This is a genomic window from Streptomyces sp. EDA2-14 (assembly GCF_054963755.1).
The window spans coordinates 1,256,413-1,271,156 of sequence record NZ_JBUEGE010000001.1; the positions used below are offsets into that span (position 1 = coordinate 1,256,413).

Genomic DNA, 14,744 nt, shown 5'->3' on the forward strand with positions numbered 1-14,744 from the left:
ACCCCTGGCATGACCGCAATGACTCCCGGCTCGAACATCCCGCTCACCGCGCAGCGCGTGGCGGTGGACGTCACGGCGCCCGTGCGGCTCGACGTATCGGGCCTGCTGCTCACCGCCGACGGCAAGGTGCGCTCGGACGACGACTTCATCTTCTACAACCAGCCCTCGGGGCCCGGCGTGACGTACACGTCGGGTGGTGGCACGTCGCCGGACTCCATCACGGTCGACACGGCCGCCGTCCCGCCGGGCATCGAGAAGATCGTCGTCACCGCGAGCCCGGACGCCGAGGGCCAGTCGTTCCAGGGCGTCGAGCCGACGGCCTCGATCCGCAACGCGGACGACGGCTCGGTCCTCGCCACGTTCACGCCGCCGCAGCTCGGCGCGGAGACGGCGCTGGTGGTCATGGAGGTCTACCTCCGCAACGGCGCGTGGAAGGCCCGCGCGGTGGGCCAGGGGTATGCGAACGGACTGGCGGGCATCGCCACGGACTTCGGTGTGTCGGTGGAGGAGCCCGCGGCGCCCGCCGCCCCGGCGACCCCGGCCGCCTCGGCGCCCGCGGCCCCGGCTCCGCAGGCCCCGCCCGCCACCATGCCCCCGCCGACCACGCCGCCGGTCGACCCGCGGATGGCCCCGCCCCCGCCGCCCGCCGCGGCGCCCGCCGCGCCGGCGCCCGCCCCGGCCCCCGGCTCCGGGAAGATCAACCTCGACAAGGGCCGCGTCTCCCTCCAGAAGAACCAGACGGTGTCCCTGGTCAAGGGCGGCCAGCCGCTGCTCTCGCAGGTCAAGATGGGCCTCGGCTGGGAGCCCGCCTACCGCGGCAAGGACATCGACCTGGACGCGTCGGTCATCGCGTACGGGCCGCAGCGCAACCACGTCGACAGCTGCTACTTCGGCAAGCTCTCCATCGTGGGCGGCGCGATCAAGCACTCCGGCGACAACCTCACGGGTGAGGGCGCGGGCGACGACGAGGTGATCGTCGTGGACCTGGGCCGGATTCCGCAGGAGGTCACGGGCCTGGTCTTCACGGTGAACTCGTTCACCGGCCAGAAGTTCACCGAGGTCGCCAAGGCGTACTGCCGCCTCATGGACGCGGCGTCGGGCGAGGAGCTGGTCCGCTTCGACCTCACGAACGCGGAGGCGCAGACGGGCGTGATGATGGCGAAGCTCATCCGCCAGTTCTCCGGCGAGTGGGAGATGACGGCGATGGGCGACTTCGTGAAGTCGCGGACCGTGCGCGGCATGGTGAAGCCGGCGGCCAAGGCGCTGTAGAAACGGGTGAACCGTTGCGCTTGCCAACGGTTCACCCGTATGGCGGTGCGGGGCGTATTCGCGCGCCCCTGCGCCGTGGCCCTCCATGGGGCCGTAAAGGCGCTGCTACCAGGCGTTTCGGCTACGCCCAGTGAAGTCCCTTGTTGCGAACTCCCCGGGTCCGGCGCGCGATGGACCTGAGGCACATGGTCCACGTGGCGGCCACCAGCCGCCTCCATGTCCCGAAGGGAGTGATCGCGCATGACGCAGGGCGAGATCAACGACCCGAATGCCCTCGTCGGGCTCACCGCCTACGACCGCACAGGGGAAAAGATCGGCAGCGTCGAGCGGGTCTACCTCGATGACAGGACGGGCAAGGCCGACTGGGCGACGGTCAAGACGGGGCTCTTCGGCATGAAGGAGACCTTCGTGCCGCTGAGTGGTTCCACTCATGACGACGACCGGCTCACCGTGCAGTACACGAAGGAGGCGGTCAAGGACGCGCCGCGGGTCGAGGCCGACCAGCATCTCGACGAGTCCGAGAAGAACGAGCTGTACCGGCACTACGGCATGACGCGCCCCTCGGCGGACGCCGCCGGCAACCGGCCGCAGCGGCCGGCCGGGGCCGACTCCGGCCGGATGGGCGCGGCAGGCACGGCGGGCCTGGCAGGCACCGCGGGCGCTGCCGGTGCCATGGGTGCCGGGGCCGGTGCGGGTGCCGATGCCCGCTCGGAGACCGGTCGGCACGCGGGTGCCGCCGCACGGGAGCCGGCCATGCGTTCCGGTCCCGACGCCGGCCCCGACAGCAAGGCCGACGAGATGATCCGCTCCGAGGAGCGCCTGCGCGTCGGCGTCGAGGAGCAGGAGGTGGGCCACGCCCACCTGCGCAAGACGGTGGAGACGGAGAACGTCACCACGTCGGTGCCCGTGTCCCACGAAGAGGTCCGCGTCGTGCGCGAACCGATCCGGGAGGGCGACAGCCGCAAGGCCACGATCAGCGAGGCGGAGACCGAGGTGACGCTGCACGCGGAGCGCCCGGTCGTCCGGAAGGAGACCGTCCCCGTCGAGCGTGTCCGGCTGGAGACCGAGAAGGTCACGGAGACGAAGGAGGTCTCCGACACCGTCCGCAAGGAGAAGATCGAGTTCGACGACCCGAAGGGCGACGACGGCATGCCCGGTGAGGGCCGGGGTCGGCGCGGCCCGCGCCACTGACCGCGGACGCCCGTCGTGGCGGATCATATGCGGGCCCGGCCGTGAGGCGCGGGCCCGCATTGCCGTCAGGGCATCGCCACGATCAGGGCATCGGCAGCCATCAGGGCACCACCACGATCTTCCGGCCCACGCCGGACGCGAACTGGTCGAGCGCCTGCGGGTACTGGTCGAGCGGAAGACGGTCGCTGATGAAGACCGACGGATCGAGGACGCCGCCCGCGAAGAGCTCGGCCGCCCGCTCGTAGCTGTGCAGCACCGCCATCGAACCGGTGATGGTGATCTCCTGGTTGTAGATGCGGTACGGGTCGATCGTCACGCGCGTCGCGTAGTCCGCCACGCCGAACTGGAGGAACGTGCCCGCCTTGGCGACACGGTTGAGTCCGTCCTGGATCGCGGCGCCGTTGCCGGTCGCGTCGATGACGACGTCCCAGCCCGTGGGGCGGTCCAGCTCGTCCGGGTTGGCGGCGGACGCCGACACACCGAGCCGCTGGGCGGTCGCCAGGCGGTCCGCGTTGAGGTCCACCACGTCGACGCTCGCCGCACCCGTCTTCTTGGCCAGCTCCAGCATCATCAGGCCCATCGTTCCCGAGCCGTAGATCAGCACGTGCGAGCCGAGCCGTGACTGAAGGACGTCGTAGCCGCGCACCGCGCAGGACAGCGGTTCGATGAGCGCCGCGTCCTGGGTCTGCACGTGGTCGGGGAGCGGGACGCAGTTGGCGACCGGCGCGACCGCGTACTGCGCGGCCCCGCCCGCCGTGGACACCCCGATGGCCGCCCACCGCTCGCACAGATTGCCCCGCCCGGCCCGGCAGTACCGGCACTCGTGACAGTGCAGCGACGGGTCGACCGCCACCCGGTCGCCGACCCGCAACTCCGTGACGTCCGAGCCCACTTCGGCGATCGTGCCCGCGAACTCGTGGCCCGGCACCACCGGCAGTGTGGGCGCGAACTCGCCCTGGAGGATGTGCAGATCGGTGCCGCAGAGCCCGCAGGCGGCGACCTCGACGATCACGTCGCGGGGGCCCGGGGTCGGGTCCGGCACTTCGCCGACGACGACCTTGCCCACCGATTCGACGATCGCGGCCTTCATGAGCAACCTCCAAGATTGTTGCGGCGGTTCACTTCACCGCTCCCAGGGACAGGCCTTGGACGAGCTTGTCCTGGGCGGCGAACCCTGCCGCGAGCACCGGCAGGGAGATCACGAGCGACGCGGCGCAGACCTTCGCCAGGAACAGGCCCTGGCTGGTGATGAAGCCGGTCAGGAAGACGGGTGCGGTCTGGGCGACGACGCCGGTCAGCACCCGCGCGAAGAGGAGTTCGTTCCAGGAGAAGATGAAGCAGATCAGGGCCGTCGCCGCGATCCCGGGCAGGGCGATGGGGGCGACGACCCGGCTGAGCACCGTCGGCAGCCGCGCCCCGTCGATCTGCGCCGCCTCGATCACCGCCACCGGCACCTCGGCCAGGAACGACTGCATCATCCACACCGCGATCGGCAGGTTCATCGACGTGTAGAGGATGACCAGCAGCCAGATGTTGTCCAGGAAGCCGGTGTTCTTGGCGAAGAGGTAGATGGGCAGCAGCCCCGCGACCACCGGCAGCATCTTCGTCGACAGGAAGAAGAAGAGGACGTCGGTCCACTTCCGGACCCGGCGGATCGACAGCGCGTACGCCGCGGGGAGCGCCAGGAGCAGGACGCACACCGTCGCGACGACCGACGCCACCGTCGAGTTGATGAGCGCGGGCCAGGGGCTCGCGCCGCCGTCCGCACCGAAGAAGTCGCGGTAGCCGTCGAGGGTGAGCGCGGCGGCGAACGAGGGCGGGTTGGTGGCCGCGTCCGACTCCGAGTGGAAGGACGTCAGCGCCATCCAGGCGATCGGCAGGAAGAAGACGACTCCGGCCAGCCATGCGAGCAGACCGAGTCCCTTGCTGCGCAGAAAAGTAGAGAACGTCATCAGCGTGACACCTCCTCGCGGAACAGCGACGACACGACGCGCAGCGCGAACGTCGCGATGATGATCGAGCCGATGACGACCAGGACGCCGGCGGCCGACGCGAGGCCGTTCTCATGGGCCTGGTAGAAGCTCTGGTAGACGGTGTACGGCAGGTTGGCGGTGCCGAGGCCGCCGGAGGTGATGGTGAAGACGGCGTCGAAGTTCTGCACGATGTAGATCGAGCCGAGCAGCGCGCCCAGCTCCAGGTACCTCCGCAGATGCGGCAGCGTGAGGTGGCGGAAGATCTGCCACGGCCCCGCGCCGTCCACGCGGGCGGCCTCGATCTGCTCGGCGGAGCGCGACTGAAGACCCGCGAGCAGGATCAGCATCATGAACGGCGTCCACTGCCAGATGAGCGAGAGCTCCACCGCCAGCAGCGGAGTGTTGGAGATCCAGTCGGGCTGCGGTCCGCCCACGTAGTGCAACAGGCCGTTCAGCAGCCCGTATTCGGGGTTGTAGAGGACGTGCTTCCACAGCAGCGCCGCGGCCACCGGGACGACCAGGAACGGCGCGATCAGCAGCGTACGGACGAAGCCGCGTCCCTTGAAGCGCCGGTCGAGCAGCAGCGCGAGGCAGAGTCCGACGACGAGGCTCACGACGACCACGGTCACCGTCAGGACGATCGTGGTGAGGACGGACTTGCGCAGGTCCGGGTCGGTGAGGACCTCGGAGTAGTTGCCGAGGCCCGTGAAGTGGCGGGCGTCGGGGTACAGCGCGTTCCAGTCGAAGAACGAGATCACCAGCGTGGCCACGAAGGGGAGTTGGGTGACCACGATCATGAAGACCAGGGCGGGGAGCAGGGGCGCGCGGGTCGCCCAGGCGCGCAGCCTGCTCGGGGTGCGCGGGGAGGCCGGCGCGGGAGCGGTGGGGGCCGCCGGAGCGGTGGTCGTGGTCGTCATCGGCCCTCGTACTCCTTCGCGATCTCGGCGGCGAGCTTCTGGGACTTGGCCAGGGCCGTGTCGACCGACTGGCGTCCGGCGACGGCCGCGCTGATCTCCTGCGAGACCTTGGTGCCGAGGTCGGTGAACTCGGGGATGCCGACGAACTGGATGCCGGGCGCGGGCCGCGGCTGCACGCCCGGATCGCTCGGCCGCGCGCCTTCGATGGCGGCCTGCGTCTGCGCCTGGAAGGGGGCCGCCTCCTCGCGGTACTGCGGGATGTCGTACGTGGAGGCGCGCTTGCCGGCCGGGACGTTGGCCCAGCCGAACTTCTCGCCGACGAGCTTCTCGTACTCCTTGCCGGACGCCCAGGAGACGAACTTCCAGGCCTTGTCGGGGTTGGGGGACGCCTTCTGCAGGCCCCAGGCCCAGGTGTAGAGCCAGCCGCTGGACTTCGTCTTCTCGACGGGCGCGGAGACGTAGCCGATCTTGCCCTTGACCGGGGACTTGGCCGCTTCGAGGGAGCCCGCCGCGGACGTCGCGTCGTACCACATGGCGGTCTTGCCCTGGGTGAGGTTGTTGAGGCACTCGGCGAAGCCGGACTGGGCGGCGCCGGACTCGCCGTGCTTGCGCACGAGGTCGACGTAGAACTTGGTGGCGTCCTTGAAGCCCTTGTCGTCGAGGCGGGCCTTCCAGTCCTTGTCGAACCAGGTGCCGCCGAAGGTGTTCACGACGGTGGTCAGCGGCGCCATCGACTCGCCCCAGCCGGGCAGCCCGCGCAGGCAGATGCCCTTCATGCCCTTCTCCGCGCCGTCGACCTTCGCCGACAGGTCCGCGACCTGCTGCCAGGTCGGGTGCGCGGGCATCTTGAGGCCCTTCTTCGCGAAGACGTCCTTGCGGTACATCAGGAAGGACGACTCGCCGTAGAACGGCTGGCCGTACAGCTTGCCGTCGTCGCCGGTGAGCGACTCGCGCATGGGGGCGAGGATGTCCTTCTGGTCGAAGCCCTTGTCCTTGCCGACGTACCGGTCGAGCGGGCGCAGCCAGCCGTTGCGGGCGTAGATCGGTATCTCGTAGTTGGAGAGCGTCGCGACGTCGTACTGGCCCGCCTGGTTGGCGAAGTCCTGGCTGATCTTGTCGCGGACGTCGTTCTCCGGCAGCACCGTGAAGTTCACCTTGATGCCGGTCTCCCGCGTGAAGTGCTTGGCCGTGAGCTTCTGCAACTCGACCATCTGCGGGTTGTTGACCATCAGGACGTTCAGGGAGTCGCCGCCCGAGCCGAGCCCGCCGGCGCCGGCCCAACAGCCGGACAGGAAGGGGGTGAGCAGTGTCCCCGCGGCGGCCATCACGAGCAGGGTGCCCGGTGGCCTGCGGCGGCTCTGGGTTCGCATCGGTGCTCCTGGAGTTGTGGGTGTCTCGGACGCGGGCCTCGGACGCGGGTCTCAGACGCGGATGACCTGCGGTCCCATCAGCGAGTAGCGGTGGGCCTCGGGCGCGGGCAGCTGGGTGCTGGTGACGATCGCCTCGAGCGCGCCCACCGGCGCGAAGCGGCAGAAGCTGACGGCGCCGAACTTGGTGTGCACGCCCGCGAAGACGGTCCGCCGCGCCGCCCTGATCGCCTGCGCCTTGACCTCGCTGACCGCCGGGTCGGGGGTGGTCAGTCCGTGGTCGCGGGAGATGCCGTTGGCGCCGATGTAGGCGAGGTCGAAGACGAAACCGGCGAGCATCTTCGTCGTCCAGTGGTCGACGGTCGCGAGCGTGCCCGCGCGGACCCGGCCGCCGAGCAGCAGCACGGTCGTGTTGTCGGTCTCGGCGAGCGCGCCCGCGGTGGCGAGCGACGCGGTGACGACGGTCAGCGGCCGGTCGCGCGGCAGCGCCTCGGCGATCAGCTGCGGAGTGAACCCCTCGTCGACGAAGACGGTCTCGGCGTCCCCGAGCAGATCCGCGGCGGCCGAGGCGATCCGCCGCTTCTCCGGCACGTGCATCGTGGTGCGGAACGCGAGCGTCGTCTCGAACCCGGCGCTCTCCACCGGGTACGCCCCGCCGTGCGTGCGCCGCACGAGGCCGTGGTCCTCGAGGGCCCGCAGATCGCGGCGCACGGTCTCCTTCGCGACGCCGAGCGTGGCCGCGAGTTCGGTGACATCGACGGAGCCGGAGTGCCGTGCCACCCGCACGATCTCCCGCTGGCGTTCCTCCGCGCCCATGCCCACCGACCTCCGCGCCCGTTGCTGCCCGTTCGTACCGTCACTGCCCGTTCGGGCCCCGAAGTGCCCGCACCGGAAGTTTTACCGGGGGTACGCCGAGGTGAACAGGTCCGCAGTGGGCCCGATGCCGCCCGTTCCTGCCCGTTTCGCGGGACGTGCCGTCCGGCGTGGACCTGCGGGGGAGCGGGGGATCGTGTGGGTTCGGGCGCGGCGGATGCCCGAACAAGGCGGCGGGCGGGCCCGTTCGGTGCCCGCCCGCCCTCTTGCGCGAAGTCGCGATGGATGCTCAGTACGGCCAGATCGGCGGGTCGTTGATGAACCGGCCGCCCATGTACCGGTGCGCCGGATTGTCGTCGCTGAGCGGCCCGTGCTCGGCCAGCAGCTTCTCCGCGTACACCTCCGAGTCGTCCTGCGGCTCGTAGCCGAGGGCGTAGGCGCTCGTGAGGTCCCACCACAGGCGGGTGTTGGCGGACGAGCCGTAGACGACGGTGTGACCGACCTTCTCGGCGCTCAGCGCCGCGTGGAAGAGGCGGGCGCCGTCGGCGGGGCTCATCCACACCGACATCATGCGGACGTCCGTGGGCTCCTTGAAGCAGGAGCCGATGCGCACGGAGACGGTCTCGATGCCGTGCTCGTCGCAGTAGAACTGGGCGAGGTCCTCGCCGAACGACTTCGAAAGGCCGTAGTACGTGTCCGGGCGGCGCGGCGTCCCGACCGGGACCAGCGGCTCGCCGTCCTCCACGCGCGGGCGCGGCGTGTAGCCGATCGCGTGGTTGGAGGAGGCGAAGACGACGCGCGGGGCGGTGCCGTCCGCGCGGGACGCGGCCTCTTCGCGCACGGCTTCGTAGAGGTGGTACGTGCCCTTGATGTTCGCGTCGAGGATCTTGTCGAAGGTCGACTCCAGGGAGATGCCGGCGAGATGCAGGACGCCGTCGACGCCGCGCACCGCCTCGCGCAGCGCGTCCGTGTCGTTCAGGTCGGCGACGATCGCGTCGGGCTCACCCTCGATCGGGCGCACGTCGAGCAGCCGCAGCTCGTAGCCGTACTGCGGCAGCAACTCCCGCATCAGGGTGCCGAGTCCGCCGGCCGCGCCGGTGAGCAGGATGGTGCGGGTCCTTGAAGGGACTGGCATGCGAGTGATCTCCGTGTAGGTGACAGGCGTTCACATCTATGGATATGAGGAAACGCTATGAAGCGGCATCCCGCCCGTCAAGGGGTGTGCGGGCAGTGCGAGTTCGGGCGATATGTGTGCTTGACCGGCCCACCAAGGCGTCCTACGGTGGCCACGTTCAGAAATGTAGACGCGGATCACAAACGTGCACATCTTGTGGTGTGTGCGCCCAGGGAGAGACCGTGACGTCAGCCCCTCTCGCCGCTCGCCTCAGCATTCCCAGCGGGCCGCTGTTCTTCCCCGTCACCGCCTACGGGCCGGACGGGGGCGTGGACCTCGACACCTATCGCGCCCATGTCCGGCGCGGGGTGGCCGCGGGTGCCGCCGCCGTGTTCGCCTGCTGCGGCACCGGGGAGTTCCACGCGCTCGCGCCCGAGGAGTACGAGGCCTGCGTGGCGGCCGCCGTCGAGGCGACGGAGGGCCGGGTCCCCGTCGTCGCGGGCGCCGGATACGGCACCGCGCTCGCGGTCCGGTACGCGCGCGCGGCCGAACAGGCGGGAGCCGACGGCCTGTTGGCGATGCCGCCCTACCTCGTCGTCGCCGGGCAGGAGGGGCTGCTGCGGCACTACACGGAGCTGGCCGACGCGACCGCCCTCGATGTCGTCGTCTACCAGCGCGACAACGCCGTCTTCACGCCGGAGACCGTCGTCGAACTCGCCCGGCACCCGCGGGTGATCGGGCTCAAGGACGGGCTCGGCGACCTCGACCTGCTCCAGCGGACCGTCAGCGCCGTACGGACGGAGGCCGCCGTGTCGCCCGACGTCCCGGACGGCTTCCTCTACTTCAACGGTCTGCCCACCGCCGAACTCACCGGCCTCGCCTACCGCGGCATCGGCGTCACCCTCTACTCCTCCGCCGTCTTCGCCTTCGCGCCGGAACTCGCGCAGGCCTTCCACAAGGCGCTGAACACGGGCGACGACACCACGGTGAACCGGCTCATCGACGGCTTCTACCGGCCGCTCGTCGAACTCCGCAACCAGGGGCGCGGATACGCGGTGTCCCTCGTGAAGGCCGGGGTGCGGCTGTGCGGGCTCGACGTCGGAGGGGTGCGGCCCCCGCTGCACGAGCCGCGCGAGGAACACGTCAAGCGGCTCGCCGAACTCATCGACATCGGCGGGCGACTGCTGGAAGGAGCCGACGCGTGAGGACCTCCACCTTCGTCTACCCCTGGGACGTCAACGGCGACCCGGACGCCGCCCGGCGCATCGCCGGCCTCGGTGTCCAGCAGGTCACCCTCGCCGCCGCGTACCACTCCACGCGGGCCCTGACGCCCCGCCACCCGCGCCACCGCATCGTGACGGCGGAGCACGCGGCCGTGCTCTACCCCGTCGGCCAACAGCTCTGGCAGGGGCGGCGGTTGGTGCCGTACGAGGCCGGTGACTGGGCTCCCGGCGACGCCCACGGAGAGGCCGCCGAGGCCCTCGCGGGCGCCGGGCTCGACGTCCACACGTGGGTCGTGCTCGCCCACAACTCCCGGATGGGCGCCGAACATCCGGACACCTCCGTCGTCAACGCCTACGGCGACCGCTATCCCTGGGCCCCGTGCATCGCGCAGCCCGACACGCGCGCGTACCTCGTCGACCTGGCGGCGGAGGCGGCCGTGCGGCCCGGCGCCCGCGGCACCGAACTCGAATCGCTCGGCTGGTACGGGCTCGCGCACCTGCACGCCCACGACAAGACCGGCGGCGTCGGGCTCGGCGAGGCCGGGCAGTACCTGATGTCGCTGTGCTTCTGCCCGTCGTGCCGCGAAGGCTACGACCGGCACGGCCTGGATTCCGACGCGTTGCGGGCGGCCGTCCGGACCGCGCTGGAACCCGTATGGCGGGGAGAGGCGGCGGACGACGGCTGGGCGGCCGTCGAGAAGCTGCTCGGTGCCGAGCGCGCGGCCGCCACGCGCGCGTACCGCGACGCCACGGCCCGCGGCCTCCAGGAGGAAGCGGTCGCGGCCGTGCGGTCCGCCGCCCCCGCCGGCTTCCAGGTGCTGCTGCACGCCGACCCGGTGTCGTACCACTGCGGCGCCAACGCGGGTGTCGATCCCGCGCACATCCTCTCCGTCGCCGACGGGGTCGTCGTGCCCTGCGCGGGAGGCGCGGGCCTCGTGCGGCCGTTCGCCGAACAGGGCAGGGGAGTCGTCGCCGCGAACCTCACCGTCGTACGCGGCATGGGCGGCAGCCCCGGCACCCTCGCGGCGGACGTGCGCGCCGCGCGGGAACTCGGCGCCACGGAGCTCCGGCTCTACCACGCGGGCCTCGCCCCGGACGTGGACCTCGCGGCGGTCACGGAGGCGCTGGCGGGGCTCTGACGCGCGGCATCGACGAACCAGCGGGCCATGGGCCGGAACCCTCCGACGGACACGGAAGCCGTCGGAGGGCCGACCCATGGCCCGCCGCGCTTTCCAACGCGCCCAAGATCCATGGAAGTTGTGTGAATTTCTTCTGCCGGAAGCGTTGACGAAACGAAGGCGCGCTTCTAACTTCAACGCGTCGTACTTCGTACGTCATATATGAGACGCGATACGCCGTACGGCATACGCGATACGCGATGTGCCCACGGCAGAGACCGCGCAACGCCACCCCGAGAGGCCCGCATGACCTCTGTGCCCACGCCGATCCCCTCCCGTACCCAGTACGTCCTGGAGGAGATCAAGCACCGCATCCTGACGGGCAAGCTGCGCCCCGGCCAGGCCCTGGTGGAGACCGATGTCGCCGCGCAGTTCGGGGTCTCCAAGACCCCCGTGCGCGAGGCGCTCAAGACCCTCGCGGGGACCGGGCTCGTCGTGATGAGCCAGTACAAGGGCGTCACGGTGCGCATGGTGGACGCCGACATGGCCCGCGAGGTCTACGACGTGCGGCTGCTGCTCGAACCGGAGGCACTGCGCCGCACCGTGCGCCGCCGCGCCTCCCTCGACGCCGCCCGCGACGCGCTCCACCGCGCCGCCACCGCGAGCGACACGGCCCAGCGCTCGCTGGCCAACCGGGAGTTCCACCGCGCCCTCTACCTCCCGTGCGGCAACCCGCTGCTCGGCAGGATGCTCGACGAGGTCCGCGACCAGGCCGCGCTGGTGTCCGCCGTGGCATGGGCCGCCGACCCCTCGTGGGACCGCGAGGCCACCGAGCATCAGGAGATCCTGGAGCTCGCCCTCGCCGGCGACGCCCAGGGGGCCTCGCGCGCGCTGCGCGACCACATCGCGTCGTTCGTCGAGCGGGCCTTCCCCGAAGCACGGGGGGACCGGGAAGAAGAGGGTGAGCACCACTCATGACCGTCCCCAAGTTCTCCACTCCGTTCGAACAGGGGCGACCCCACTCGCCGGCTGTGTTCGAGACCCAGCGCGCCGCGCTCGCCGATGTGGTCGCGATCCCGGTGACGCCGTTCACCGAGGCCGGATCCGTCGACGAGGGGCAGTACAGGGCCCTGCTACGGCGGCTGCTCGACAGCGGGGTGCGCACCCTGACGCCGAACGGGAACACCGGCGAGTTCTACGCCCTCAGCCCCGAGGAGCGCCGCCTCGTCACGGAGCTGACCCTCGACGAGGTGGGGGACCGGGGCGTGGTCCTGGTCGGCGTCGGCCACGACGTGCCGACCGCGATCGAGGCCGCGCGGCACGCCCGCGAGCACGGCGCCCACATGGTGATGGTCCACCAGCCCGTGCATCCGTACGTCTCCGAGGTCGGCTGGGTCGACTACCACCGCGCCATCGCGCGGGCCGTGCCCGAACTCGGCGTCGTCCCGTACCTCAGGAACGCGGCGCTCCCCGGCGCCCGGCTCGCCGAACTCGGTGCGGCCTGCCCGAACGTGATCGGCGTGAAGTACGCGGTGCCGGACGCCGCGCGCTTCGCCGGCTTCGCGCGGGACGCGGGCCTCGACCGGTTCGTCTGGGTGGCCGGGCTCGCCGAGCCGTACGCGCCCGCCTACTTCTCCGCCGGCGCCACCGGCTTCACCTCGGGGCTCGTGAACGTCGCGCCGAGCGTCTCGCTGTCCATGATCGAAGCGCTTCGATCGGGCGACTACACCGCCGCCATGAAGGTGTGGGAGCAGATCCGCCGCTTCGAGGAACTGCGCGGCGCCGACGCCTCCGCCAACAACGTCACCGTCGTCAAGGAGGCCCTCGCCTCCCTCGGCCTGTGCCGCCGCGACGTCCGCCCGCCGAGCAAGGAACTGCCGGAGGCGGAGCGCGCCGAGGTCGCCGAGATCGCGGCGGGGTGGTCCGTATGACCGCCGCACCGAGAGCCCGCCTCACCCCCGAGCAGCTCCGCTCCCACCAGTGGTACGGCACCGAGGGGCAGCTGCGCACCTGGTCGCACAACGCCCGGATGCGCCAGCTCGGCTACGAGTCCGAGGAGTACAGAGGCCGCCCCGTCGTCGCCGTCCTCAACACCTGGTCCGACATCAACCCCTGCCACGTCCACCTGCGCGAGCGCGCGGAGGCCGTGAAGCGGGGCGTGTGGCAGGCGGGCGGCTTCCCGCTCGAATTCCCCGTCGCCACGCTGTCGGAGACGTACCAGAAGCCGACGCCGATGCTCTACCGCAACCTGCTCGCCATGGAGACCGAGGAGCTGCTGCGCTCCTACCCGGTCGACGCGGCGGTGCTGCTCGGCGGCTGCGACAAGTCGACCCCGGCCCTGCTCATGGGGGCGGCCTCCGCCGACGTGCCGTCGCTCTTCGTGCCGGCCGGTCCGATGCTGCCCGGCCACTGGCGCGGCGAGACCCTCGGCTCCGGCACCGACATGTGGAAGTACTGGGACGAGCACCGCGCGGGCAACCTCGGCGACTGCGAACTGCGCGAACTCCAGGGCGGTCTGGCCCGGTCTCCGGGGCACTGCATGACGATGGGGACCGCCTCCACCATGACCGCGGCGGCCGAGGCCCTCGGCATGACGCTGCCCGGCGCCTCGTCGATCCCGGCCGTCGACTCCGCGCACGAGCGGATGGCCGCCGCCTCCGGGCGCCGCGCCGTCGAGCTCGCCTGGACGGCCCTGAAGCCCTCCGAGATCCTCACCCCCGAGGCCTTCGAGGACGCCGTCACCACCGTGCTCGGACTCGGCGGCTCCACCAACGCCGTCATCCATCTGATCGCCATGGCCGGGCGGGCCGGGGTGCCGCTGACGCTCGACGACTTCGACCGGCTCGCGCGCACCGTTCCCGTGCTGGCGAATGTGCGGCCGGGTGGACAGACGTACCTGATGGAGGACTTCCACTTCGCCGGGGGACTGCCCGCCTTCCTCTCCCGGATCAGCGATCTGCTGCACCTCGAACGGCCCACGGTCAACGGGCGGTTCGGCGAGCAGATCGAGGGCGCCGAGGTGCACGACGACGCCGTGATCCGCCCGCGTACGAACCCGGTCGCCACCGAGGGCGGCGTCGCCGTCCTGCGCGGCAACCTCTGCCCGGACGGCGCCGTCATCAAGCACATCGCCGCCGAACCGCAGCTGCTCAAGCACACCGGCACCGCCGTCGTCTTCGACGACTACAAGACCATGCAGCGCACCATCAATGACCCGAAGCTGGGCATCACCGCCGACAGCGTCCTGGTGCTGCGCGGCTCGGGCCCCAAGGGCGGCCCCGGCATGCCGGAGTACGGGATGCTGCCCATCCCCGACCATCTGCTCAAGCAGGGCGTGCGCGACATGGTGCGGCTCTCCGACGCGCGGATGAGCGGCACGAGCTACGGGGCGTGCGTCCTGCACATCGCCCCCGAGTCGCACGTCGGCGGCCCGCTCGCGCTGGTCCGCAGCGGCGACACCATCACCCTCGACGTCGCGGCCAGGACCCTTCGACTCGACGTCGATGAGGAGGAGTTGGAGCGGCGCAGGGCCGCGTGGAACCCGCCCGCCGAGCGCCATGAGCGCGGCTACGGCGTGCTCTACAACGAGCAGATCACCCAGGCCGACACCGGCTGCGACTTCGCCTTCCTGGCCAGGCCGGGCACGGTCCCGGATCCGTACGCGGGCTGAGCCGCCCGAACCCCTCGCCGGCCTTCTTCGGCCGACATCCCGAACGCAGTCCGCGAAGCGTTTCGACACATGCCACGTGCAAGCGCTTT

General features: G+C 71.1%; 13 protein-coding genes. 7 read left to right on the forward strand and 6 right to left on the reverse strand.

Annotated features, from left to right (window positions below):
- Positions 1 to 18 precede the first annotated feature (18 nt).
- Both ACY34M_RS05645 and ACY34M_RS05650 read left to right on the forward strand, forming a co-directional pair.
- The gene (locus tag ACY34M_RS05645; protein WP_462718930.1) at positions 19 to 1,269 is read left to right on the forward strand and encodes a TerD family protein; all 1,251 of its coding nucleotides are present in this window, start codon (positions 19 to 21) and stop codon (positions 1,267 to 1,269) included.
- 240 nt (positions 1,270 to 1,509) lie between these two features.
- The gene (locus ACY34M_RS05650; protein ID WP_462718811.1) at positions 1,510 to 2,460 is read left to right on the forward strand and encodes a PRC and DUF2382 domain-containing protein; all 951 of its coding nucleotides are present in this window, start codon (positions 1,510 to 1,512) and stop codon (positions 2,458 to 2,460) included.
- Between the two features lie 100 nt (positions 2,461 to 2,560).
- On the opposite strand, the gene ACY34M_RS05655 is transcribed toward ACY34M_RS05650, so the two are convergent.
- From ACY34M_RS05655 to ACY34M_RS05680, 6 genes are all read right to left on the reverse strand, one after another.
- A complete protein-coding gene (locus ACY34M_RS05655; protein ID WP_462718812.1) occupies positions 2,561 to 3,550 on the reverse strand; it encodes a zinc-dependent alcohol dehydrogenase family protein in 990 nt (329 codons plus the stop codon).
- A 28-nt stretch (positions 3,551 to 3,578) separates the two neighbouring features.
- The gene (locus tag ACY34M_RS05660; RefSeq protein WP_462718813.1) at positions 3,579 to 4,412 is read right to left on the reverse strand and encodes a carbohydrate ABC transporter permease; all 834 of its coding nucleotides are present in this window, start codon (positions 4,410 to 4,412) and stop codon (positions 3,579 to 3,581) included.
- Positions 4,412 to 5,350: a carbohydrate ABC transporter permease gene (locus tag ACY34M_RS05665; protein ID WP_462718814.1), complete on the reverse strand. Its 939-nt coding sequence runs from the start codon at positions 5,348 to 5,350 to the stop codon at positions 4,412 to 4,414. The genes ACY34M_RS05660 and ACY34M_RS05665 overlap by 1 nt, the downstream gene beginning before the upstream one ends.
- Positions 5,347 to 6,720: an ABC transporter substrate-binding protein gene (locus ACY34M_RS05670; protein WP_462718815.1), complete on the reverse strand. Its 1,374-nt coding sequence runs from the start codon at positions 6,718 to 6,720 to the stop codon at positions 5,347 to 5,349. Before ACY34M_RS05670 ends, ACY34M_RS05665 begins: the two co-directional genes overlap by 4 nt.
- A gap of 51 nt (positions 6,721 to 6,771) precedes the next feature.
- Positions 6,772 to 7,533: a DeoR/GlpR family DNA-binding transcription regulator gene (locus ACY34M_RS05675; protein WP_462718816.1), complete on the reverse strand. Its 762-nt coding sequence runs from the start codon at positions 7,531 to 7,533 to the stop codon at positions 6,772 to 6,774.
- Positions 7,534 to 7,819: 286 nt separating this feature from the next.
- Positions 7,820 to 8,665 (reverse strand): NAD-dependent epimerase/dehydratase family protein, encoded by an 846-nt coding sequence (locus tag ACY34M_RS05680; protein ID WP_462718817.1) that lies wholly within the window; start codon positions 8,663 to 8,665, stop codon positions 7,820 to 7,822.
- 221 nt (positions 8,666 to 8,886) lie between these two features.
- Here ACY34M_RS05680 and ACY34M_RS05685 point away from each other — a divergent pair, with 221 nt between their 5' ends.
- From ACY34M_RS05685 to araD, 5 genes are all read left to right on the forward strand, one after another.
- Positions 8,887 to 9,849: a 5-dehydro-4-deoxyglucarate dehydratase gene (locus ACY34M_RS05685; protein WP_462718818.1), complete on the forward strand. Its 963-nt coding sequence runs from the start codon at positions 8,887 to 8,889 to the stop codon at positions 9,847 to 9,849.
- On the forward strand, positions 9,846 to 11,006 hold the full coding sequence (locus ACY34M_RS05690) for a hypothetical protein (protein ID WP_462718819.1): 1,161 nt from the start codon (positions 9,846 to 9,848) through the stop codon (positions 11,004 to 11,006). Before ACY34M_RS05685 ends, ACY34M_RS05690 begins: the two co-directional genes overlap by 4 nt.
- A gap of 285 nt (positions 11,007 to 11,291) precedes the next feature.
- The gene (locus ACY34M_RS05695) at positions 11,292 to 11,963 is read left to right on the forward strand and encodes a GntR family transcriptional regulator (protein ID WP_462718820.1); all 672 of its coding nucleotides are present in this window, start codon (positions 11,292 to 11,294) and stop codon (positions 11,961 to 11,963) included.
- The gene (locus tag ACY34M_RS05700; RefSeq protein WP_462718821.1) at positions 11,960 to 12,916 is read left to right on the forward strand and encodes a dihydrodipicolinate synthase family protein; all 957 of its coding nucleotides are present in this window, start codon (positions 11,960 to 11,962) and stop codon (positions 12,914 to 12,916) included. The genes ACY34M_RS05695 and ACY34M_RS05700 overlap by 4 nt, the downstream gene beginning before the upstream one ends.
- Positions 12,913 to 14,655 (forward strand): L-arabinonate dehydratase, encoded by a 1,743-nt coding sequence (araD, locus tag ACY34M_RS05705; protein WP_462718822.1) that lies wholly within the window; start codon positions 12,913 to 12,915, stop codon positions 14,653 to 14,655. Before ACY34M_RS05700 ends, araD begins: the two co-directional genes overlap by 4 nt.
- The last annotated feature ends 89 nt before the right edge of the window (positions 14,656 to 14,744 follow it).

Coding starts and splice junctions, on each gene's coding strand:
- ACY34M_RS05655 (WP_462718812.1), bottom strand. CDS start 3,550: ATGAAGGCCGCGATCGTCGAATCGGTGGGCAAGGTCGTCGTCGGCGAA.
- ACY34M_RS05695 (WP_462718820.1), top strand. CDS start 11,292: ATGACCTCTGTGCCCACGCCGATCCCCTCCCGTACCCAGTACGTCCTG.
- ACY34M_RS05660 (WP_462718813.1), bottom strand. CDS start 4,412: ATGACGTTCTCTACTTTTCTGCGCAGCAAGGGACTCGGTCTGCTCGCA.
- ACY34M_RS05680 (WP_462718817.1), bottom strand. CDS start 8,665: ATGCCAGTCCCTTCAAGGACCCGCACCATCCTGCTCACCGGCGCGGCC.
- ACY34M_RS05670 (WP_462718815.1), bottom strand. CDS start 6,720: ATGCGAACCCAGAGCCGCCGCAGGCCACCGGGCACCCTGCTCGTGATG.
- ACY34M_RS05645 (WP_462718930.1), top strand. CDS start 19: ATGACTCCCGGCTCGAACATCCCGCTCACCGCGCAGCGCGTGGCGGTG.
- araD (WP_462718822.1), top strand. CDS start 12,913: ATGACCGCCGCACCGAGAGCCCGCCTCACCCCCGAGCAGCTCCGCTCC.
- ACY34M_RS05665 (WP_462718814.1), bottom strand. CDS start 5,350: ATGACGACCACGACCACCGCTCCGGCGGCCCCCACCGCTCCCGCGCCG.
- ACY34M_RS05675 (WP_462718816.1), bottom strand. CDS start 7,533: ATGGGCGCGGAGGAACGCCAGCGGGAGATCGTGCGGGTGGCACGGCAC.
- ACY34M_RS05650 (WP_462718811.1), top strand. CDS start 1,510: ATGACGCAGGGCGAGATCAACGACCCGAATGCCCTCGTCGGGCTCACC.
- ACY34M_RS05700 (WP_462718821.1), top strand. CDS start 11,960: ATGACCGTCCCCAAGTTCTCCACTCCGTTCGAACAGGGGCGACCCCAC.